Raw genomic sequence first — 19,941 nt, forward strand, 5'->3', positions numbered from 1 at the left:
GATATCGAACGATGCAAAAGACAACCGACCCGCGCCTCATCCTGCTGAGCCCGGAAGACAACTGCCTGATCGCCGCCGCGCGCTTGCCCGCAGGCGAAACGTTGATGATCGAAGGCGAGTCCGTCACGCTCGCGACGACCATCGAGCTTGCGCACAAGGTCGCGCGGCGGGCGCTGTCGAAGGACGAGAAGGTACTGCGCTACGGCGCGATCATCGGTCATGTGAATGCGGATGTCGCATGCGGCGAGCATCTGCATACGCACAATCTGGAAAGCGACTACATCCCGACGTACACGCACGATGCCGGGCACGCCTACGTACAGCACTAAAGAACACTCATGAACAGTCCAGCACTGCAAGGCTATCTGCGCGCGGATGGCAGGAAGGGCATCCGCAATGTCGTCGCGGTGGCGTATCTCGTCGAGTGCGCGCATCACGTCGCGCGTGAGATCGTCGCGCACTTCCGTCCATCGTTCGATGACTTCGATTCCTTCGACCCGCAGGCCGGGTCGCCCGTGCATCTGATCGGCTTTCCGGGCTGCTACCCGAACAGCTACGCCGAAAAGATGCTGGAGCGCATCTGCACGCACCCGAACGTCGGCGCAGTGCTGTTCGTGTCGCTCGGTTGCGAGAGCATGAACAAGCACTATCTCGCCGATGTCGTGCGCGCGAGCGGCCGCCCCGCCGCCGTGCTGACGATCCAGGAAAAAGGCGGCACGCGCAGCACGATCCAGAACGGGCTCGACTGGGTGCGCGAGGCGCGTGCGACGCTCGCGGCGCAACGGAAGGTGCCGATGGCGCTCGACGAACTGATCGTCGGCACGATATGCGGCGGTTCGGACGGCACGAGCGGCATCACGGCGAATCCTGCGGTGGGCCGCGCATTCGATGCGTTCATTGACGCGGGCGCGTCGTGCGTCTTCGAGGAAACGGGCGAGCTCGTCGGCTGCGAATTCCATATGAAGCGGCGGGCGGCGCGGCCCGAACTCGGCGACGCCATCGTGGATTGCGTGCAGAAGGCCGCGCGCTATTACACGACGATGGGTCACGGCTCGTTCTCCGTCGGCAACGCGGACGGCGGGCTGACGACGCAGGAAGAGAAATCGCTCGGCGCGTATTCGAAGAGCGGCGCGTCGCCGATCGTCGGCATCATCAAGCCGGGCGATGTGCCGCCGACGAGCGGGCTCTATCTGCTCGATGTCGTCCCCGATGGCGAACCGCGCTTCGGCTTTCCCAATATCAGCGACAACGCGGAGATCGGCGAGCTGATCGCGTGCGGTTGTCACGTCATCCTCTTCACGACCGGGCGCGGCTCGGTGGTCGGCTCGGCGATATCGCCGGTCATCAAGGTCTGCGCGAATCCGTCGACGTATCGCAACCTGTCCGGCGACATGGATGTCGATGCCGGCCGCATCCTCGAAGGCCGCGCGACGCTCGACGAAGTGGGGCGCGAAATCGTCGATGTCACTGTCGCGGTCGCGGCGGGTGCGGCGTCGAAGTCGGAAGCGCTCGGGCATCAGGAATTCATCCTGACTTACAAATCCTTCGAACCGGTCGGACCCGCGTGTTTGCCCGGCGGCGCGGGACGCGTTACTGTGGTGCCTCGCGCCGTGGAGAGCGTTTCAAACTGAACGTATCGACTGGGGGTCGCACATGACAGGAGACACGCAGGCCGTTTCGCGCCGGCGCAAAATCGGCCGCACGGCGCTGGAAGTCACGGCGCTGTCGCTCGGCACCGCGCCGCTCGGCGGGCTGTATCACGAACTGACGGAAGACGAGGCGCGCGCGACCGTCGATGCCGCCTGGGAAGCAGGCATCCGCTGCTTCGATACCGCGCCGCACTACGGTCACACGAAGGCGGAGCATCGTCTGGGCGATGCCTTGCGGCGTTATCCACGCGGCGACTTCGTCCTCTCGACCAAGGTCGGCCGGCGCTTCGTCCCGCGCACGACAGCCTACGACGGCAGCGAAGGCTGGGCCGCGCCGCTGCCCTTCGAAGCGATCTACGACTACACCTACGACGGCATCGTCCGCTCGTTCGAAGACAGCCAGATGCGGCTCGGCATGGTCGATATCGACATCGTGCTGATTCACGACATCGGCCGCGTTACGCATGGCGAGAAGAACGCGCATTACTGGAAGCAGCTTACCGATGAAGGCGGTTTTCGCGCGCTCGAAGAGTTGAAGCAGTCGCGCGGCGTGAAAGCCGTAGGCCTCGGCGTGAACGAAGGCGCGGCGGTAATGGAAGCGATGGCCGAATTCGATATCGACTGCGCATTGCTCGCGGGCCGCTACACGCTGCTTGAACAAAACACGCTCGACGATCTTCTGCCCGAGTGCGAAAAACGCGGCGTGAGCATCCTGCTCGGTGGCGCGTTCAATTCGGGCATTCTCGCGCGCGGTCTCGATGCCAACGCGCACGGCGATCTCAAGTTCAATTACGGCGATGCGCCCAAGGACATTGTCGAGCGTGTCGGCAAGCTGGAGCGCGTATGCCGTGCGCATGGCGTTGCGCTGGCGACCGCGGCCATCCAGTTTCCTTATGCGCATAAAGTCGTCGCCACGGTGCTGATGGGGGCGCGCACGCCGGATGAAGTGCGCGAAAACGCGGCATCGTTCGCGACGCCGGTTCCGTCCGCGCTATGGGACGCGTTGCGCGCCGAAGGTCTGCTGCACGCGAACGCGCCGGTGCCGCGATGAATGTCGACGCACATCAGCATTACTGGGATCCATCGCGCGGCGACTACGGATGGCTCACGCCGGACATGAAGCCGCTCTATCGCGTATTCGGTCCGGACGATCTCGCGCCGCTTCGCGAGTCGGTCGGCGTTCAACGAACGGTCGTCGTTCAGGCCGCGCCGACGCTCGACGAAACGCGCTATTTGCTCGAACTCGCGCGCAATGAAGAGTCGATCGCGGGCGTCGTCGGCTGGGTTCCGCTCGATTCGCCCGATGCAGCGAAGTTCATCGACGAATTCGCGCAAGAGCCGAAGTTCAAGGGCGTGCGCCCGATGCTGCAGGACTTGCCCGACGATACGTGGATCGCACACGCGCCGCGCGAGGACGCGATCGGCCGTCTCATCGACCTCGATCTGGCCTTCGATGCGTTGATCTTCGCGCGGCATGTGCCCTCGTTGATCGAATTCGTGGAGCGATATCCGACCTTGCGCATCGTGGTCGATCACGGCGCCAAACCGCCGATCCGCGATGGTCTCGCATCCGGCTGGCAACCCTGGGCCGACGGCATCGCGCAACTCGCCGCGTTGCGGCAAAGACTTCATTGCAAGCTCTCGGGCCTGGCGACCGAATCCGGCGAAAACTGGACCGACGAAACATTGAAGCCCTACGTCGCACATCTTCTCCGGCATTTCGGTCCCGAGCGCCTGATGTGGGGCAGCGACTGGCCCGTGCTCGACATGAATGGCAGTTACACTGCATGGCACAGCACGGCCCAAAACCTCACGTCACATCTCGAAAAAGCCGAGCAAGCCGCGATTTTCGGCGCGAACGCTCGCGCGTTCTACCGTCTCTGAAACGGCTGATATACCCGGCATGTCTCAAAAACACTTTCGACTGGAGTAGTGGATGGTACAAAGACTGGCAGGCAAGACGGCGCTGATCACGGCGGCGGGACAAGGCATCGGGCTCGCGACGGCCGAGCTTTTCGCGGCAGAGGGCGCGCGCGTGATCGCCACGGATATCCGCACGGGATCGCTCGAAGGAAAGCCTTTCGACGTGCGCACGCTCGACGTGCGCGACCCGCAGGCGATCAACGCGCTGGCCGATGAAATCGGCGCGATCGACGTGCTTTTCAACTGCGCGGGCTACGTGCACGCTGGATCGATTCTCGAAGCGAGCGAGGAAGACTGGGACTTCGCCTTCGACCTGAACGCCAGGGCGATGTATCGGACGATTCGCGCGTTCCTGCCGAAGATGCTGGAAAAGGGCGGCGGCTCGATCATCAACATGTCGTCGGCGGCGTCGAGCGTGAAGGGCGTGCCCAACCGCTTCGTGTATGGTGCGTCGAAGGCGGCCGTGATCGGGCTGACGAAGTCCGTCGCCGCCGATTTCGTCACGCGTGGCATCCGCTGCAATGCGATCTGTCCCGGCACGGTGGAATCGCCGTCGCTGAAGGACCGCATCGCGGAGCAGGCGAAGGCGCAGGGCGCGAGCGTCGATCAGGTCCATGCGGCGTTCGTCGCGCGCCAGCCGATGGGGCGCGTCGGCCGTGCCGAAGAAATCGCGGCACTTGCGCTTTATCTTGGATCGGACGAATCGTCGTTCACGACGGGCCAGATTCATGTCATCGATGGCGGCTGGTCGAACTGACCGGCCCCTCATTCTTTTTCCGAACCAGAAGGATCAAACCAGATGAAACTGCTTCGTTACGGCCCCAAGGGTCAGGAAAAACCGGGTTTGCTGGACGCCGAGGGCAAGATTCGCGACCTGTCGAAGGTCGTCGATGACATCGCCGGCGCGACGCTGACCGAAGCGGGCCTGGCGAAACTGCGCGCGGCCGATATCGCGTCGCTGCCCGCAGTCGACGGCAATCCGCGCATCGGGCCGTGTGTCGGGCGCATCGGCAAGTTCGTGTGCATCGGGCTCAACTATGCGGATCACGCCGCCGAATCGAATCTGCCCGTGCCGACCGAGCCGGTCATCTTCAACAAGTGGACGAGCGCGATCAGCGGTCCGAACGACGACGTGGAAATTCCGCGCAACTCGGTCAAGACCGACTGGGAAGTCGAGCTGGGCGTGGTGATCGGCAAGGAAGCGAAGTACGTCGACGAAGCGAACGCGCTCGATTACGTCGCGGGCTACTGCGTCATCAACGACGTCTCCGAGCGCGAATGGCAACTCGAGCACGGCACGCAGTGGGACAAGGGCAAGGGCTTCGACACATTCGGCCCGATCGGCCCGTGGCTCGTCACGAAGGACGAAGTCGCCGATCCGCAGAAGCTCGATCTGTGGCTCGAGGTCGACGGCAAGCGCTATCAGAACGGCAACACGAAGACAATGGTCTTCACGGTCGCGCAACTCGTCGCGTATCTGTCGAAGGTGATGAGCCTGCAGCCGGGCGATGTCATTTCGACGGGCACGCCGCCGGGCGTCGGCATGGGCGTGAAGCCGGAAGCGGTGTATCTGAAGGCCGGCCAGACGATGCGTCTGGGCATTCAGGGCCTCGGCGAGCAGACGCAGAAGACCGTCGCGGCGCAGTGACGCGCACGCGCAGCCAACAAAAAACCTCGCCGCGGCGAGGTTTTTTGCTTTGAAGGACGGAGATTGAGATTGAAGGTTCAGGCGTGATAAACCGGCTCGGCGGAGACGCTTTCGCCGATGCGCGTGATCGTGCCCTGCGCGACCGCGACGAGCCGCTCGGCGCCGCCATCGGTGACGAACACGTCGCACTGGCAGGTGGCCTGCGTCATCCCGGCATGGACGACGCGGGCACGCGCCATCAGCGTGCCGGAGACGGCCGGCCGCAGATAGTTGATCTTGTATTCGCCGGTGACGACCTTCGGCCCGAGCCGCAGCGCGCCCGCGAAGGTCAGTGCGTTGTCGACGAGATAACTGACCACCCCTCCGTGCACGAAGCCGTGTTGTTGCCTGAGCTCGTCCCTGATCGTCAGGCACAGCGTGAGACTCGCTGAATCGACCTGCATCAGCTTGGTTCCGAGCAAGGCGCTGAACGGTTGCGCATTCAGCGCACCGCGCGCGATATCGACTATTTCGGCCATTCGGACACTCCTTGGGTGGGTTCGGTGCCGTCCTGCAAAGACAATAGGAAGCGTTCGCGCGCACTGCAAGGAAGTCAGGCAAAAATTGTGCAATGGTGCGTTTCGGCTCGCAGACGCGTCCCGCCGATGCAGTCGCGAAAGCGGCGCGAAGCCTGCATTCGCGTAGATCAGCCTTTTGGCAAACGATTCAAGCTTTCCGGCGCGAATGCCGTAAACCCGCACTGTCCCCGCGTCGGCGGGCCTAATTTCGGAAAGTGTGGGTGCAAGTGATGTTCGGAAAGATCAAGGTTTCATCGGGTTTGCTCGCAGTTCTGGTGGTGTTCTGTCTTTTTCAACTGGTGACCGAAGGGCTCGGTTTCTGGTCCCTCTCGCGCACGCATGACGACGTCGGCAGCCTGTCCGATATCGCTCTCAAGCAGGTGAACGCGGTCAACAAGACCACCCAGCATCTGATGGACGCGCGCATCAACCTTTCGCGCGCGGGAACGCGCATGGTGCGCGGCGGCACCGAGCCGACCGAGATCGTTCAGCACGCGCGCGAGCAGATCGCGGCGGCGGACAAGTCGTTCGCGGCGTTCCTGAACGCGCCGAAGACCGGCGAGGAGAACGCGGCGCGCACGACCGCGTTGCAGGCGAAATACGCCGAGTATTCGAAGGCTTTGAGCGAGCTCGTGCAGTATCTCGACGCCGGCAATCTCCAGGCGTTCCTCGATCAGCCGACGCAAGGTTTCCAGGACCGCTATCTCGCGGAACAGCAGAACTTCGTCAATTTCGGCGATGAAGCGGGCCGCGGCTATCTCGCGTCGATCGACACGCGTTACGCGTGGTTCCGCGCGGTGGGCATCGTGATTCTCGCGGCGCTCGTCGCCGGGATCGCACTCGTGCACGTCGCGCTGCGCCGTGGCGTGATTCAGCCGCTGGAGGAAGCCGGCAGGCATTTCGAGCGCATCGCGAACGGGCGTCTGGATGAGCGCATCGAAGATCGCGGCACGAACGAGATCGGCCGTCTGTTCGCGGGACTCGCGACCATGCAGGCAAGCGTCGCGAGCACCGTGAAGACCGTGCGCGCGACATCCGATTCGATCAATCTCGGCGCCGATGAAATCGCGAGCGGCAACGCGGATCTGTCCGCGCGCACGGAGAATCAGGCGGCCTCGCTCGAAGAAACCGCATCGAGCATGGAAGAACTGACCGCGACGGTGCGTCAGAATGCCGAGCACGCGCGCGAGGCGAACACCCTCGCGGGCGAAGCGCTCGACGCGACCTCGCGCGGTTCGAGCGTCGTGGACGATGTCGTCGAGAAGATGCGCGGCATCGCGTCGAGTTCGGACAAGATCGCGGAGATCATTTCGGTCATCGACGGCATTGCGTTCCAGACCAACATTCTCGCGCTGAATGCGGCTGTCGAGGCCGCGCGCGCTGGCGAGCAGGGGCGCGGCTTCGCGGTCGTGGCGGGCGAAGTGCGCGGGCTCGCGCAGCGCTCGGCGCAATCGGCGAAGGAGATCAAGGAACTGATCGGCGAGTCGGTCGCGCAGGTGAGCGACGGCTCCGTGCTCGTCGAGCGCGCGGGCCAGGCGATGCACGAAGTATCGGCGTCGATTTCTCGCGTCACGCAGATGATGGCGGAGATCAGCGCCTCTTCGCTCGAGCAGAGCGTGGGCATCGAGCAGGTCAATCAGGCCGTCACGCAGATGGACGAAATGACCCAGCAGAACGCGGCGCTCGTCGAACAGGCCGCGGCTGCCGCGTCGTCGCTGCACGAGCAGACGCGGCAGTTGAAGGCGGCTGTGTCGGTGTTCCAGCTCGCCTGAGTCAGGGCCGGGTCAGACCGGCAGCGCCGCGTACGACGTCGCGAGGTGATACGGCGTCGTCGACGGCATTTCGGCGCGGCTGATCTCGCCTTGCGCCGAGCGGCATTCGACCCAGCCGGTTTCATGCAGAAAGCGCGCGCGAAAGCGCTCGATTTGCGCACCGACGGCTTCGCCGCGCGTGGCCAGCGCGCGCAGATACTCCGTCTGCGCCCAGATGCGCTGCGTGCCGTCGATCACATGGCCCGCTTCGTCGATGGCGGCATACACGCCGCCCGTTTCCTTGTCCACGCCGCGCTGCTGCGCGAAATCGAACGCGCGAACGAGCCCTTCGTTGAGCCCTGCCGCCTCGAACGCGGGATGCCCGCTTCCCAGCGCGAGGAAGTACCACTCGAACTGATGTCCCGGCTCCAGCCGGTTGCCCGCCGTGCCCATCGGCAATTCGGCAATCGAGCCGCTCGGCGCGTGCACGAAGGCGTCCGCGACGGAGCGCGCGAGCAGCCCGAGACGCCGGTCGTAGGCGGCATCGCCGGTTGCATCGCGTGCGGCGAGCCACGCTTCGGCGAGATGCATCAGCGGGTTTTGCAACGGCGTTTCGATCGTGGCGCCGAAATCCTCGGCCAGCACCGCGTTCAGGAGATCGCCGTGGCTCGAAAAGCGCGCCTCGATGAGCCGCGACGTTTCATCGAGCAGCGCCAAAGCGTCGGCCGAGCCGCTTTTCTTCGCGTAATGCGCGCACGCGAAAACGACGAACGCATGCGTGTACAAATCCTTTTGGCGCTCGAGCGGCGCGCCGCTTGCATCCACGCTGTAGAACCATCCGCCGTTGCGCTTGTCATGAAAATAGTGCCGTAGCGATTCGAAGAGCGTCGCGGCGTGCGCGAGATCGCCCGCTGCCGAGAACACGAATAGCTGGCGTGCGCAGGCCATCGCCCGATAGCGCTTCGGCGGCAGCGGCGCATGGTCGCCCGGCGCGACGGCTTCATACGCCAGGCCGAGCGCCGCGTTGAATCCGGGCCCGCGCCACACCGGCAGCACGATGTTCGTGTAATGCGCGCGCAACTGGGCGGCGGATTCCGGGCTCGTCGATTGCATGCGCGACGAAGCGTTTGATTGCTGATCCTGCATAAGAACACTCTTATTGTTTCGAGGGGCGCGCAGCCGTGCGAGGCACACGCAACTCAAAAGAATAGCAAAAGCTGCATGGAGCGCCGCGTCTTTGGACCCATTACCGCGAGGAGGACGAAACGTGTTGGGAAATATGGAACTGGTGTCGCGGCTCGTGATGGCCGCGGCGCTCGGCAGCGTGATCGGCTTCGAGCGTGAGCGGCTCTCATGGGCGGCCGGCCTGCGGACGCACATGCTCGTGTGCGTGGGTTCGGCGCTCATCATGATCGTGTCCGCCTACGGCTTCGCGGATGCATTGAAGTACGACCACGTCGTGCTCGATCCGTCGCGGGTCGCGGCGCAGGTCGTCTCGGGCATCGGCTTTCTCGGCGCGGGCTCGATTCTGCTGCGCGGGGAAATCGTGCGCGGGCTGACGACGGCCGCGAGCCTCTGGTCGGTCGCGGCGATCGGGCTTGCGGTCGGCGGCGGGCTCTACACGGCGTCGATCGCGGCGACGGCGATCATCCTGATCATTCTGGCGGGGATCAAGCCGCTCGAGCGCCGCTTCATCAGCGTGAAACAGCGCCGGCAACTGACGATGCTCGTCGATCGCGGCTCGCTCTCGTTTCACGGTCTGCACGAGGCGCTCGGGCCCGGCAGCGTGCGCGTGAAACAGTTCGTCGTGCAGCAGAGCGACGATTCGCCGGATCTGGACGAGGTGCGGGTGGAGCTGTCGCGCGCATCGGCGATGGAATATCGGGCGATTTGCGAGCGTTTGCGGCACCTCGACGGCGTGCGCGAGTTTCGCGAGGACGATACGACCTGAAATCGCCGCGAGGATGCTGGTTTGCGCACGCGGCCATGCGACAATGCGGCCTCTCGGAAATTATCGCCGAAACGCCGGTGTGCCTTGCGCGCCGGCCATAGATGCCGCCGCCTTTCGAACCTATGCCAGATTCCGCAGTAAAGAGAGATTCCGACGCGCTCCGGGGCGATCCAGCCGCCTCATCCCGCCGCCGGCGCGGCGCGCCAGCGCATGAATTGCAGGTCACGCAAGCCATAACCGACACCGAAAGGAAACTTGCCCGCGCCGCGCGCTCGGCGCAGCGTCTCGCACAGTTGAGCGATGGTGCGCGCGGCGGCGAAACGCTCGACCTGTTCGCCGAAGACGCCGAACGTGCGCATCTCCAGGCAATGAACACCGATATCCGCCAGGGCACTTTCGAGGGTTTCGAACTGCCGGACGTATTTCTGGCGGCGGTGCAATGCAACGGCGGGACGGCGTCGCCGGGCGGCGTTGCGCCTGATTCCGCTGCCGCAAAACGCGCGGCGCGGGAGAGCGTGGCGGCGGTGGCGGCGGTGGCGGCGGTGGCGCCGGTGCGCAGCCTGTTTCAGGAAGATTTGCCCCACGTCGAGGCGCCGGAACCGGACGCGAGCAAGACGGCCGCAAAGACCGGCGCGATCGCCGCTGCCGCGACGCGATCGGCGGGCATTAGCACTTGTGTCGCGCCGGAGGGCGTACCGCCGTCGCCGGCCGCGCTCGCTTCGGCGCTGATCGCGAGCGATCGCAGTGAGCGCGGGGAACGCAACGCCGCCGAGCCGCTCGCGAAGTCGAACGTCCGCCATGCCGCGCCCGAGCTCGACCGCGCCCGCGCGACGGCGTTCGCGGACACCGTCGACGCGCTCTACGCGGTGCTCGCCGAGCAGCGCACGTCGGCCATAGCCCACGCGCGCCGCATGAAGACGATGCTGACGATCATCGTCTGCGTGATGCTCGTCACGGTGGCGACCGGCATCGCACAGACGTCGCTGCTGCTGCGCATGAGCCGCGACGGCAAACTGCAGCAGGACCGCACCGAGCAGTTGATGCTCAACCAGCAGGCGACGCTCGCCTCGCTCTTCGATACCGATTCCGCGACCGTCAGCCTGCACGGCGCACCCGACAGCGCGCGCGATTCCGGCGACGCCTCGCCGCTGCAGCCGGTCCGCGCCGCGCAGCCTGATTCAGCGCCGAAAAAGCACGCGCATCGCGCGCACCATCGCGCGATTTCTTCGGCGCACTGATCCCCGCTGTCACTTTCCTGCGACACCGCCCCTTGCGGCGGCACGTCGCGTCCTCGCTCGCCGCGGCGCTCGAGGTTCGTCTTTTGGACTTCTCCGGCCCGTCCCTCTTTTCTGCGCAACTCAAAACGGTAAGGCTGTAGAAAAACTACAGGATTTCTTTCCGAGAAATGTTGCATTGCACTAGAAAAAGGTCAGGGCTAACCCTATAATTCTCTCTAAGGGAAAACCCTCTATCACCAAACCGGAGTCAGTCATGAGCTACCTCTTCGCCCTGCTGCAAAAATTCGCTTCGATGTTCGAGTCCGCACACCTGCCGATGGATAAAGACTATTCGTATCAAGCACGTTTCCGTGAGTCCGAGCGTCAGCGCAAGGCACGCGGCACGGCTTTCGGCATCCGTCTGTAATGCGTCGCTGAGGGCGGCGCGGGAAACACAATACAAGCAACACACGACGGCAAACGCCGTACGACCCGCCCGCCAGTCTTCATCAATTTGTAGTTTTTCTAGCGTAGTTCCCCCGCTTCGGCCTTTCTGCCGGACGCATCTTTCTTCCACGCCTCGCGCGTCACCCTCGTTTTCTTCCCTTTCGTCCTGCCGACACAGGCTTCGCGACCCGCCTGTATCGCAAAACGACATGGCGACTTGTATTTGCGCGACACGCCGAAAATCGCAAGATCGTTCTCTTCGTACCCCGCAAACCCTTGTCCAGCAAGGCTTCGCTCGTCACTTTGCACTTCCGCCCTTATTCCGGTGTCGTATTTCCACATGTGGTTGTCGCAAATAGTCGGCTGATGCGACTTTTTTCTGGCAACTATGTATGCACAGCGCGGACGCGCGTCCGCCCACGCCAGGAGATATTCGATGAATTCCCCCAAGGTAGTAGTCGAAGGACTGTGTAAGGTTTTCGGCAACAGTCCCAAACAGGCGCTGGACATGCTGGCCGGTGGCGCGACGAAGGAAGAAGTCTTCAAGCGCACCGGCCAGATCGTCGGCGTCCATAACGTCTCCTTCGATGTCAGGGAAGGCGAGATTTTCGTGCTCATGGGCCTGTCCGGCTCGGGCAAATCCACGCTGATCCGGCTCATCAACCGGCTGGTCGAACCGACGGCCGGCAAGGTGCTGATCGACGGCCGCGACGTGGCCTCGGTGCCGCGCTCGGAACTCACGGCCCTGCGCCGCAAGGACATGAGCATGGTGTTCCAGTCCTTCGCGCTCATGCCGCAGCGCACTGTTCTTTCCAACGCCGCATTCGGCCTCGAGGTCGCGGGCGTCGGCAAGAAGGAGCGCGAGGCACGCGCGATGACCGTGCTCGAGCAGGTCGGCCTCGCGCCCTTCGCGCAGAAGTTGCCTGCGCAACTATCGGGCGGGATGCAGCAGCGCGTCGGCCTCGCGCGCGCGCTTGCGGTGAATCCTTCGCTGATGATCATGGACGAAGCGTTCTCGGCACTCGATCCGCTCAAGCGCAAGGAAATGCAGAACGTGCTGCTCGATTTGCAACGCGAGCAGCGCCGCACGATTCTCTTCGTGTCGCACGATCTGGAAGAGGCGATGCGCATCGGCACGCGCATCGCGATCATGGAAGGCGGCCGCGTGGTGCAGATCGGCACGCCGCAGGAAATCATCACGAATCCGGCCGACGACTACGTGGAAGCGTTCTTCGAAGGCATCGACACGAGTCGCTATCTGACCGCGGGCGATCTGATGCAGACGGACGCCGTGCCGCTGATGAAGCACGCGCCGCAGATCGACGCCTCGAGCGTCGCGGCGACGCTCAACGGCAGCGCCGACTACGCGTTCGTGCTCGATGCGCAACGCCGCATCCGCGGCTTCGTCGGGCGCGATGCGAACGGCAATGCCGCGTCGCAGATCAATCCCATCGAATGCGTCCAGCGCAGCATGGCGCTCGATGACGTCGTCAATCGCGTCGTCGCCAGCCCCGCGCCGCTGCCGGTCGTCGAAGCCGACGGTTCGTATTGCGGTTCGATCAACAAGGCCAATGTCCTGAAGATTCTTACGCACCATCGAGGTTCCCATGTCTGAAATCATTCCGCTTGGCAGTTGGGTGGACCACGGCGTCCACTATCTCCTCGATCACGACGCGAAAACCTTCGACGCCATCGGCAAGGTCATCGAAACGTTTGCCGCGGCGATCGAACACGGCCTGCAGGCCGTTCCGATGTGGCTGTTGATGGCGATCTTCGTCGGCATCGGCTTGTGGCGTGTCGGCTGGCGATTCGCGGCGTTCGTGCTGGCGTCGCTGTTGCTGATCTACGCGACCAACTTCTGGGATCAGATGGTCATCACGCTGGGCCTCACGTTGTCGTCCACGTTCATCAGCCTGTTGCTCGGCATTCCGCTCGGCATCTGGACCTCGAAGAGCAAGTACGTCGAAATGGCCGTGCGCCCGGTCCTTGATCTGATGCAGACGATGCCCGCCTTCGTCTATCTGATTCCGGCCGCGATGCTGTTCGGCCTCGGGCGCGTGCCGGGCATTCTGGCCACCGTCATCTTCGCGATGCCGCCGGCTGTGCGTCTTACCGCGCTCGGCATCAAGCAGGTGAATCGCGAGATCGTGGAAGCGGGTCAGGCGTTCGGCTGCACGCCGTGGCAACTGCTCTACAAGGTGCAGATTCCGAACGCGCTGCCTTCGATCATGACCGGCGTGAACCAGACGATCATGATGGCGTTGTCGATGGTCATCATCGCGTCGATGGTCGGCGCGGGCGGTCTCGGCAACGACGTGCTCGCATCGATTCAGCGTCTGGATATCGGCCTCGGCTTCGAAAGCGGCCTGTCGGTGGTCTTGCTCGCGATCATTCTCGACCGCATCACCGAGAGCTTCGGCCGTTCGCCGGGCATGGCGCGCGCCCCGCTGCTCTCCGGTCTCAAGAGCGTGATGAAAGTGCGCCGCGAACCGGCGACGCAACAGAGCTGATAAAGGCAAAGGCACGAGCCATGAAGCGCGACGCGATCGTCCCGGCGGTTACCGATTCACCGTTGTCCAATCTCGCGCACTTCGGCTTTCTCACGCTGCCGAACTTTTCGATGATCGCGTTCACGAGCGCGGTCGAGGTGCTGCGCATGGCCAACTACGTCGGCCGTGAGCAGCACTACCGCTGGTCGATCATCACGCCGGAGGGCGAGCCGGCGCGCGCGAGCAACGGCATCACTGTGAAGCCGACGGTGACGCTCGACGAGGCGGGCATGCCCGACGTGCTGATCGTGTGCGCGGGCTGGCACGTCGCCGACTATGTCGATGACAAGGTGATCGAGCTGCTGCGGCGCGCGCATGAAGCGGGCATTCCGCTCGGCGGCATCTGCACCGGGCCGTACGCGCTGCTCGCGGCGAAGCTGCTCGACGGTTATCGCTGCACGCTGCACTGGGAAGACATGTCGCCGGTCAACAAGCGCTTCCCGCATGTGCGATTCGCCGACGAGCTCTTCGTGATCGATCGCGATCGCCTGACGTGCACGGGAGGCACCGCGCCGCTCGATCTGATGCTCAATCTCGTCGGCATGCGGCTCGGGCAGGCGCACGCGGCGCAGGTGTCGGAGCAGTTCATTGTCGAGCGCATACGCGGATCGACGGACTATCAGCACATTCCCGTCGATGCGCGCGTCGGTTTTTCGCGTGCCGAGCTTGTCGAAGTGGTGCGGCTGATGGAGGCGAACATCGAGGAGCCGCTGTCGCTCGAAGAGCTTGCGCGCCTCGTGCATCTGTCGCAACGGCATTTGCAGCGCATGTTCAAGATGTTCCTCAACGTATCGCCGACGCATTACTACCTGACGCTGCGTTTGCGCCGCGCACGCGAGCTGTTGCGCAACACGGATGCATCGATCGCGCGCGTGACGAGCATCTGCGGATTCCATTCGCCTTGTCACTTCAGCAAGGCGTATCGCGCGCAGTTCGGGCACGCGCCGAGCGTGGAGCGCCGCTTGTCGGCCTGACGTCTTTCTGGTCTGTTTTTCTTCGGCCCGCGCGGGCTTTGCGAAGTCGCGCGCGCGGGCCGCGTCGTGCCTTGAAAAAACTGGGAGAGAGATACATGAAACGCTTGTGGATCGCGTCGATGGTTGCGGCGATGCTGTCGGGTGCGTATGCGGCGAACGCCGCCGAGCCCGCCGCGTGCCGAAACGTGCACTTCGCCGATGTCGGCTGGACGGATATCGCCGCGACGACCGGACTTGCATCGACGGTTCTCCAGGGGCTGGGCTATAACCCGACAAAGACGATCGCCTCCGTGCCGATCACGTTCGCGGGCGTGAAGAGCAAGCAGATCGACGTGTTCCTCGGCTACTGGTCGCCGACGATGGACCCGATGATCGACTCGTTCAGGAAAGCGAATCAGGTGAAGGTTCTGCCGACGCCGAACCTGACGGGCGCGAAGTACACGCTCGCCGTGCCCGATTATGCGTATCAGGCCGGCATCAAGAACTTCAACGACATCGCGAAGAATTACGACAAGCTGGACGGCAAGATCTACGGCATCGAGCCGGGCAACGATGGCAATGCGCTCATCAAGAAGATGATCGACAACAATATGTACGGGCTCGGCAAGTTCAAGCTCGTGGAATCGAGCGAGGCGGGCATGCTCGTAGAAGTGAATCGCGCGATCCGCGAGAAGAAGCCGATCGTGTTCCTCGGCTGGGAGCCGCATCCGATGAACGTGCAGATGAAGATCGACTATCTCTCCGGCGGCGACGATGTGTTCGGTCCCAACTACGGCGAAGCGAAGGTGTTGACCGTCACGCCGACGGACTACGACGCGCGTTGCCCGAACGTCGCGAAGCTCGTATCGAACCTGCAGTTCACGACGGACATCGAGAACCACGTGATGCTGCCGATCATGAACAAGACCGATGCCAACAAGGCGGCGCGCGAGTGGCTCAAGGCGAACCCGGCGGTGCTCGACAAATGGCTTGCGGGCGTGAAGACGTTCGACGGGAAGGACGGGTTGCCGGCGGTTAAGGCTTACGTCGCCGGCAACTGAATGCAGTGATGCGAAGAGGGCCGAAGAGGGCCGAAGAGGGCTGAAGAGGGCTGAAGAGGGCGCGTCAACTCCGGTAATCGGGCTTCGCGCCTTCGATCATCCTCAGCGCCGCCTCCCATTGCAGCGCCATGATTCCGTCGGACTCGTCCCGCCGATATTGCTCGGCCGTCACCTCGCAAACCTTCTGCGACGGCAGATTCAGTTCCGCATTGCCCGCCAGCGCGCGAATCTGAATCTCGCAGGCTCTTTCAAGGAAATACATCTCCTGAAACGCCTCCGGAATCGACTTCCCGCAGGTCAGCAAGCCGTGATTTTTCAGGATCATCGCGTTGTGCGATCCGAGATCGTTGACGAGCCGATCCCGCTCCGCGAGATCCAGCGCGATCCCTTCGTAATCGTGATACGCGATGTGCCCGTAGTACTTCAGCGCATGCTGGCTGATCGGCAACAGCCCCTGCTTCTGCGCCGACACCGCCGCGCCCGCCGCCGTATGCGTGTGCACGACGCACAGCACATCGGGACGCGCCATATGAACGGCGGAGTGAATCGTGAAGCCCGCCGGATTCACGCGATAGCGCCCCGGATCGTCGCTCGCGCCTGCTTCGACCGGACGGCCTTCGCTGTCGATGCGCACCAGATCCGATGCGCGCATTTCGTCGAACAGCACGCCATAGCGGTTGATCAGGAAGTGATGGTCCGCTCCCGGCACGCGCGCGCTGATGTGCGTGAAGATCATGTCGGTCCAGCGGAAGTGCCCGATCACGCGATAAAGCGCCGCCAGTTCGCAACGCACCTTCCATTCTTCCTGCGAATATCCGTGAGTCTCCATGCCGTTCCTCCTTGGATTGATGAGCCGCGGAAAACGTGAACAGATGCTGCTAGATCGCCTGGGCGCGGCCCGGGAAAGTCTCGTCGTAGTCCATTGCCTGAGCGGCTTCCTGCGCATCCTGCGCGCCGCCCTGCTCGCGATACATCATCGGCGGCAGGCCGAATTGCTTGCGGAACTCGCGGCCGAGATGCGATGCATCGGAGAAGCCGCAACTCGACGCGATATCCGCCACCGTCTTGTCCGAGCTCGTCAGCAGCCACGCGGCGGTGCGCAGCCGCACCTGCTTCGCGTACGCCTGCGGCGCCTTGCCGGTTTCCGCCTTGAACAGGCGTTCGAGTTGCCGCGTCGACAGATCGAGCTTGTGCGCGAGTTCATCGAGCGTGAGCGAGCGCCCGACGTGCTGCTCCATCAGCAGGATCGCACGTTTCACCTTCGGATGCGTCGCGGGCGCGAGACCCGGCGGATGCGGCTGCGGCGCGTTGCCCTTCTGCATGTCATCGACGAGCAGGATGCGCAGCGCCTTTTGCACCGTGGCCGTTTCGAAATGACGCAGGAGAATGGCGGCGGCGACATCGATCGAGGCGCGCCCGCCCGAACACGTAATGCGCCTTCTGTCGATCACGAAGAGGCGGTCTGCGACGAGCGCTTTCTCGTCGGCGTGCGGGAACCGCTCGATGAAGTCCCAGTAATGAAACCAGCTCACGCAGATGCGATGCCCTTCGAGCACGCCCGCGCGCATCAGCGAAAACACGCCCGTGCACATGCCGACCATCGTCGCGTTCGCCGAGGCCGCGCGGCGGATGAACTGCAGCGTCGCCTCGCTGGTGGCCGGGCCGGAATGCAGCAGGCCGCCGACCACGACGACGTAATCGAACGGCTCGGCCTGATCGTAGGTTTCCCACGGCGTGATCTGAATGCCGCAGCTCGCGCGCACCGGCGCGAGCGTCTCGCCGATCACGCTCCACGAGCAGCGTACCGGACGGCTGAAATCGCCTTCGTCGGCGGAGAGGCGCAACAGGTCGACGAAACCGGCGAACGCGGTCAGCGTGAAGTTCGGCAACAGGATGATGCCGAAGCGGATGCGCGATTTCGACTGACCGTCGACGGATGACGGCGGAAGCTGCTCTGCGGCGTTCATGCGGGAGACATGCGGCTGGACGTTATCCAGCGAGCATAACACTCGGCTGCGAGCCTCGGGGGCGCGTCAGAAATGCAAACGCGGCCGGCGTCGCGTGACGGCGGCCGCGTGATTCGAAACGGATGAAACAGGAAGCGCTTCAGCCGCCGAGCACGGCGAACGCCCAGGCGAAGGCGCTACCGACGAGCGCGCCGATCGAGCGGCCGAGCACGCTCGCGATCGTGTAATCGCCCCAGCGCTGCTCGATTTCGGCCTTCAACACGCCGAAATAGCGCAGCACGGGATCGATTGAGCTGAGCAGCATCAGCGCTGCCCAGACGGGCGCCTCGCGCGTGAGCACGCGATCCACCGCGAGAAGGTCGAGGGCCTGGAGCGTGCCGACGACAAGGACGCCGATGACAAAAGCGAGAGTCCAGGATTTGAAGAACTGATCGGGTAAGGCGTGAGATTCCATCGATGCAAACCGGAGAAGCGGGAGAAGGGCGGAACGTGAACCGAAGCCTCTTGGCGCGGCTCGTCTGAGAACCTAGGGAATATACCGACGCCTGTTCGCGCGTCGCTTCGGACCAGTCTCAAAAATGTGGAAAGTGCAACGAAGATGCGCAAAAACGCGCCGCGTGCGAAATGCTCTGTTATCGCAATTGGCATTGGTGAGTGTCACGGAGCCGCGAATGCGCCGGAAACCATCGTAAAAACGCCACCGCCTTACGGCGTTTGAAGCCCTGACGCCGCGGTCCCATTTCGATGGCGCTTTTGTTCTATCGAGTCCTTTCAGGGTTTGGTGCAATGAACGCCATACCGAAACCACGGTCGCGCATCGTGCGCCACGCCAAAACTCAGGGACAACCATGAACGTCAGCGTCTTCGATCTGTTCAAGATCGGCATCGGACCGTCCAGCTCGCATACCGTCGGGCCGATGATCGCGGCGTGCCGTTTCGCATCGCATGTCGAGGACGCCAATCTGCTCGCCTTCGTGACCCGCGTGCGCGCCGAACTGTTCGGCTCGCTCGGTGCGACCGGCAAGGGCCACGGCACCGACAAGGCCGTGCTGCTCGGCCTCGAAGGCAATCTGCCCGATCTCATCGATCCCGACGTGATCGCGCCGCGCCTTGCCGAGATCCGCGCGACCAAGCGCCTGAAGCTGCTCGGCAAGCATGAGGTCGTGTTCGAGGAACGCGAGCATATCGGCTTCTATCGCAAGCTGATGCCGGGCGCGCCGGGGTCGAGCATCGTGCATCCGAACGGCATGCGCTTTCAGGCGTTCGACGAGAACGGCCAGTTGCTCGTCGAGAAGGAGTATTTCTCGGTCGGCGGCGGCTTCGTCGTGAATCGCGAAGGCGATCGCGTGAACGGTCTGCGCGTCGGCAACACGGTGCCGCATCCGTTTCGCACCGGCGACGACCTGATGCGCGTCTGCGAGGAGACGGGTCTGTCCATCGCCGAAGTGACGATGCACAACGAGTGCGCGAACCGCACCGAAGCCGAAGTGCGCGAAGGCCTGCTCGCCGTGTGGCGCGTGATGGCCGCGTGCGTCGAGCGCGGCTGCAAGGAGCGCGGCGAGTTGCCCGGTCCGATGCATGTGAAGCGCCGCGCAGCCGATCTGAGCGCCTCGTTGCGCTCGCGTTCCGAAGAGTCGCTGCGCGATCCCCTGTCGATGCTCGACTGGGTCAATCTCTACGCGATGGCCGTCAACGAGGAAAACGCATCGGGCGGCCGCGTCGTTACCGCGCCGACCAATGGCGCGGCCGGCGTGATTCCCGCCGTGCTGCACTACTACGTGAAGTTCATGCACGGCTCGAACGACGAAGGCATCGTGCGCTTCCTGCTCACCGCGGCCGCCATCGGCATCATCTACAAGGAGACGGCTTCGATCTCCGGCGCGGAAGTCGGCTGTCAGGGCGAAGTCGGCGTCGCGTGCTCGATGGCCGCGGCCGCGCTCGCCGCCGTGATGGGCGGCACGCCCGCGCAAGTGGAGAACGCCGCGGAAATCGGCATGGAACATAACCTCGGCATGACCTGCGATCCGGTCGGCGGGCTGGTGCAGATTCCGTGCATCGAGCGCAACGCGATGGGCGCGATCAAGGCGATCAACGCCGCGCGCATGGCGATGAAGGGCGACGGCAAGCACTACGTGTCGCTCGATTCGGTCATCAAGACGATGCGTGAGACCGGCGCCGATATGAAGACGAAATACAAGGAGACGTCGCGCGGTGGCCTCGCCGTCAACGTCATCGAATGCTGAATTGCCCAAACGCATAAACCCTGCA

At 63.8% G+C, this 19,941-nt stretch carries 22 protein-coding genes; 15 read left to right on the top strand and 7 right to left on the bottom strand.

All coding sequences use genetic code 11. The features are described from left to right. The first annotated feature begins 11 nt into the window (after positions 1-11). From NCT32_RS20850 to NCT32_RS20875, 6 genes are read left to right on the top strand one after another with little or no spacing between them, the layout of a single operon-like run. A complete protein-coding gene (locus NCT32_RS20850; protein WP_061120437.1) occupies positions 12-329 on the top strand; it encodes a UxaA family hydrolase in 318 nt (105 codons plus the stop codon). A gap of 9 nt (positions 330-338) precedes the next feature. Then, the gene (locus tag NCT32_RS20855; RefSeq protein WP_061120438.1) at positions 339-1,631 is read left to right on the top strand and encodes a UxaA family hydrolase; all 1,293 of its coding nucleotides are present in this window, start codon (positions 339-341) and stop codon (positions 1,629-1,631) included. A 22-nt stretch (positions 1,632-1,653) separates the two neighbouring features. Beyond that, entirely contained in the window at positions 1,654-2,700 is a 1,047-nt protein-coding gene (locus NCT32_RS20860; protein ID WP_250477539.1) for an aldo/keto reductase, read from the top strand. Continuing rightward, complete coding sequence (locus tag NCT32_RS20865; protein ID WP_250477540.1) at positions 2,697-3,533, top strand: amidohydrolase; 837 nt, start codon at positions 2,697-2,699, stop codon at positions 3,531-3,533. The genes NCT32_RS20860 and NCT32_RS20865 overlap by 4 nt, the downstream gene beginning before the upstream one ends. 52 nt (positions 3,534-3,585) lie before the next feature. Beyond that, the gene (locus tag NCT32_RS20870) at positions 3,586-4,329 is read left to right on the top strand and encodes an SDR family oxidoreductase (protein WP_061120441.1); all 744 of its coding nucleotides are present in this window, start codon (positions 3,586-3,588) and stop codon (positions 4,327-4,329) included. A 42-nt stretch (positions 4,330-4,371) separates the two neighbouring features. After that, on the top strand, positions 4,372-5,220 hold the full coding sequence (locus NCT32_RS20875; RefSeq protein ID WP_061120442.1) for an ureidoglycolate lyase: 849 nt from the start codon (positions 4,372-4,374) through the stop codon (positions 5,218-5,220). Positions 5,221-5,297: 77 nt separating this feature from the next. Here NCT32_RS20875 and NCT32_RS20880 read toward each other — a convergent pair whose 3' ends face one another. Continuing rightward, a complete protein-coding gene (locus NCT32_RS20880; RefSeq protein WP_061120443.1) occupies positions 5,298-5,738 on the bottom strand; it encodes a PaaI family thioesterase in 441 nt (146 codons plus the stop codon). Between the two features lie 269 nt (positions 5,739-6,007). Between NCT32_RS20880 and NCT32_RS20885 the strand changes: the two genes are divergently transcribed. Then, positions 6,008-7,549, top strand: coding sequence for a methyl-accepting chemotaxis protein (locus NCT32_RS20885; RefSeq protein WP_250477552.1), 1,542 nt, complete (start codon positions 6,008-6,010; stop codon positions 7,547-7,549). A gap of 12 nt (positions 7,550-7,561) precedes the next feature. Here the strand turns inward: NCT32_RS20885 and NCT32_RS20890 are convergent, their stop codons facing one another. Continuing rightward, the gene (locus NCT32_RS20890; protein WP_086961414.1) at positions 7,562-8,674 is read right to left on the bottom strand and encodes an AGE family epimerase/isomerase; all 1,113 of its coding nucleotides are present in this window, start codon (positions 8,672-8,674) and stop codon (positions 7,562-7,564) included. Between the two features lie 121 nt (positions 8,675-8,795). On the opposite strand from NCT32_RS20890, the gene NCT32_RS20895 reads away from it, so the two are divergent. After that, a complete protein-coding gene (locus NCT32_RS20895; RefSeq protein ID WP_061120445.1) occupies positions 8,796-9,479 on the top strand; it encodes an MgtC/SapB family protein in 684 nt (227 codons plus the stop codon). A gap of 179 nt (positions 9,480-9,658) precedes the next feature. Here NCT32_RS20895 and NCT32_RS20900 read toward each other — a convergent pair whose 3' ends face one another. Beyond that, the gene (locus tag NCT32_RS20900; protein ID WP_250477541.1) at positions 9,659-9,838 is read right to left on the bottom strand and encodes a hypothetical protein; all 180 of its coding nucleotides are present in this window, start codon (positions 9,836-9,838) and stop codon (positions 9,659-9,661) included. Between the two features lie 9 nt (positions 9,839-9,847). Between NCT32_RS20900 and NCT32_RS20905 the strand changes: the two genes are divergently transcribed. Together NCT32_RS20905 and NCT32_RS20910 are read left to right on the top strand one after the other, a co-directional pair. Beyond that, on the top strand, positions 9,848-10,717 hold the full coding sequence (locus NCT32_RS20905; RefSeq protein ID WP_250477542.1) for a hypothetical protein: 870 nt from the start codon (positions 9,848-9,850) through the stop codon (positions 10,715-10,717). 253 nt (positions 10,718-10,970) lie between these two features. Next, the gene (locus NCT32_RS20910; RefSeq protein ID WP_167357790.1) at positions 10,971-11,123 is read left to right on the top strand and encodes a hypothetical protein; all 153 of its coding nucleotides are present in this window, start codon (positions 10,971-10,973) and stop codon (positions 11,121-11,123) included. A gap of 98 nt (positions 11,124-11,221) precedes the next feature. Here NCT32_RS20910 and NCT32_RS20915 read toward each other — a convergent pair whose 3' ends face one another. Continuing rightward, complete coding sequence (locus tag NCT32_RS20915; protein ID WP_143756390.1) at positions 11,222-11,593, bottom strand: hypothetical protein; 372 nt, start codon at positions 11,591-11,593, stop codon at positions 11,222-11,224. On the opposite strand from NCT32_RS20915, the gene NCT32_RS20920 reads away from it, so the two are divergent. The 4 genes from NCT32_RS20920 (at position 11,580) to NCT32_RS20935 (ending at position 15,706) form a co-directional block, all read left to right on the top strand. Further along, on the top strand, positions 11,580-12,758 hold the full coding sequence (locus NCT32_RS20920) for a glycine betaine/L-proline ABC transporter ATP-binding protein (RefSeq protein ID WP_061120448.1): 1,179 nt from the start codon (positions 11,580-11,582) through the stop codon (positions 12,756-12,758). The two genes, NCT32_RS20915 and NCT32_RS20920, sit on opposite strands and share 14 nt — an antisense overlap. After that, positions 12,751-13,653, top strand: a complete 903-nt coding sequence (choW, locus tag NCT32_RS20925; protein WP_061120449.1) for a choline ABC transporter permease subunit — start codon at positions 12,751-12,753, stop codon at positions 13,651-13,653. The genes NCT32_RS20920 and choW overlap by 8 nt, the downstream gene beginning before the upstream one ends. 20 nt (positions 13,654-13,673) lie before the next feature. Further along, entirely contained in the window at positions 13,674-14,666 is a 993-nt protein-coding gene (locus tag NCT32_RS20930; protein ID WP_035502687.1) for a GlxA family transcriptional regulator, read from the top strand. Between the two features lie 95 nt (positions 14,667-14,761). Next, on the top strand, positions 14,762-15,706 hold the full coding sequence (locus NCT32_RS20935) for a choline ABC transporter substrate-binding protein (RefSeq protein ID WP_061120450.1): 945 nt from the start codon (positions 14,762-14,764) through the stop codon (positions 15,704-15,706). A 64-nt stretch (positions 15,707-15,770) separates the two neighbouring features. Here NCT32_RS20935 and NCT32_RS20940 read toward each other — a convergent pair whose 3' ends face one another. The 3 genes from NCT32_RS20940 to NCT32_RS20950 form a co-directional block, all read right to left on the bottom strand. Beyond that, positions 15,771-16,535: a class II aldolase/adducin family protein gene (locus tag NCT32_RS20940; RefSeq protein ID WP_061120451.1), complete on the bottom strand. Its 765-nt coding sequence runs from the start codon at positions 16,533-16,535 to the stop codon at positions 15,771-15,773. A gap of 49 nt (positions 16,536-16,584) precedes the next feature. Then, complete coding sequence (locus NCT32_RS20945) at positions 16,585-17,673, bottom strand: GlxA family transcriptional regulator (RefSeq protein ID WP_250477543.1); 1,089 nt, start codon at positions 17,671-17,673, stop codon at positions 16,585-16,587. Positions 17,674-17,812: 139 nt separating this feature from the next. Further along, positions 17,813-18,127 carry a hypothetical protein gene (locus NCT32_RS20950; protein ID WP_061120453.1) on the bottom strand — a complete coding sequence of 105 codons (315 nt, stop codon included), beginning with the start codon at positions 18,125-18,127 and terminating at the stop codon, positions 17,813-17,815. A 394-nt stretch (positions 18,128-18,521) separates the two neighbouring features. Between NCT32_RS20950 and NCT32_RS20955 the strand changes: the two genes are divergently transcribed. Then, positions 18,522-19,916, top strand: coding sequence for an L-serine ammonia-lyase (locus NCT32_RS20955; protein ID WP_061120454.1), 1,395 nt, complete (start codon positions 18,522-18,524; stop codon positions 19,914-19,916). Positions 19,917-19,941 lie beyond the last annotated feature (25 nt).

It is taken from the genome of Caballeronia sp. INML2, assembly GCF_023631365.1.
GTDB classification, from domain to species: domain Bacteria; phylum Pseudomonadota; class Gammaproteobacteria; order Burkholderiales; family Burkholderiaceae; genus Caballeronia; species Caballeronia turbans.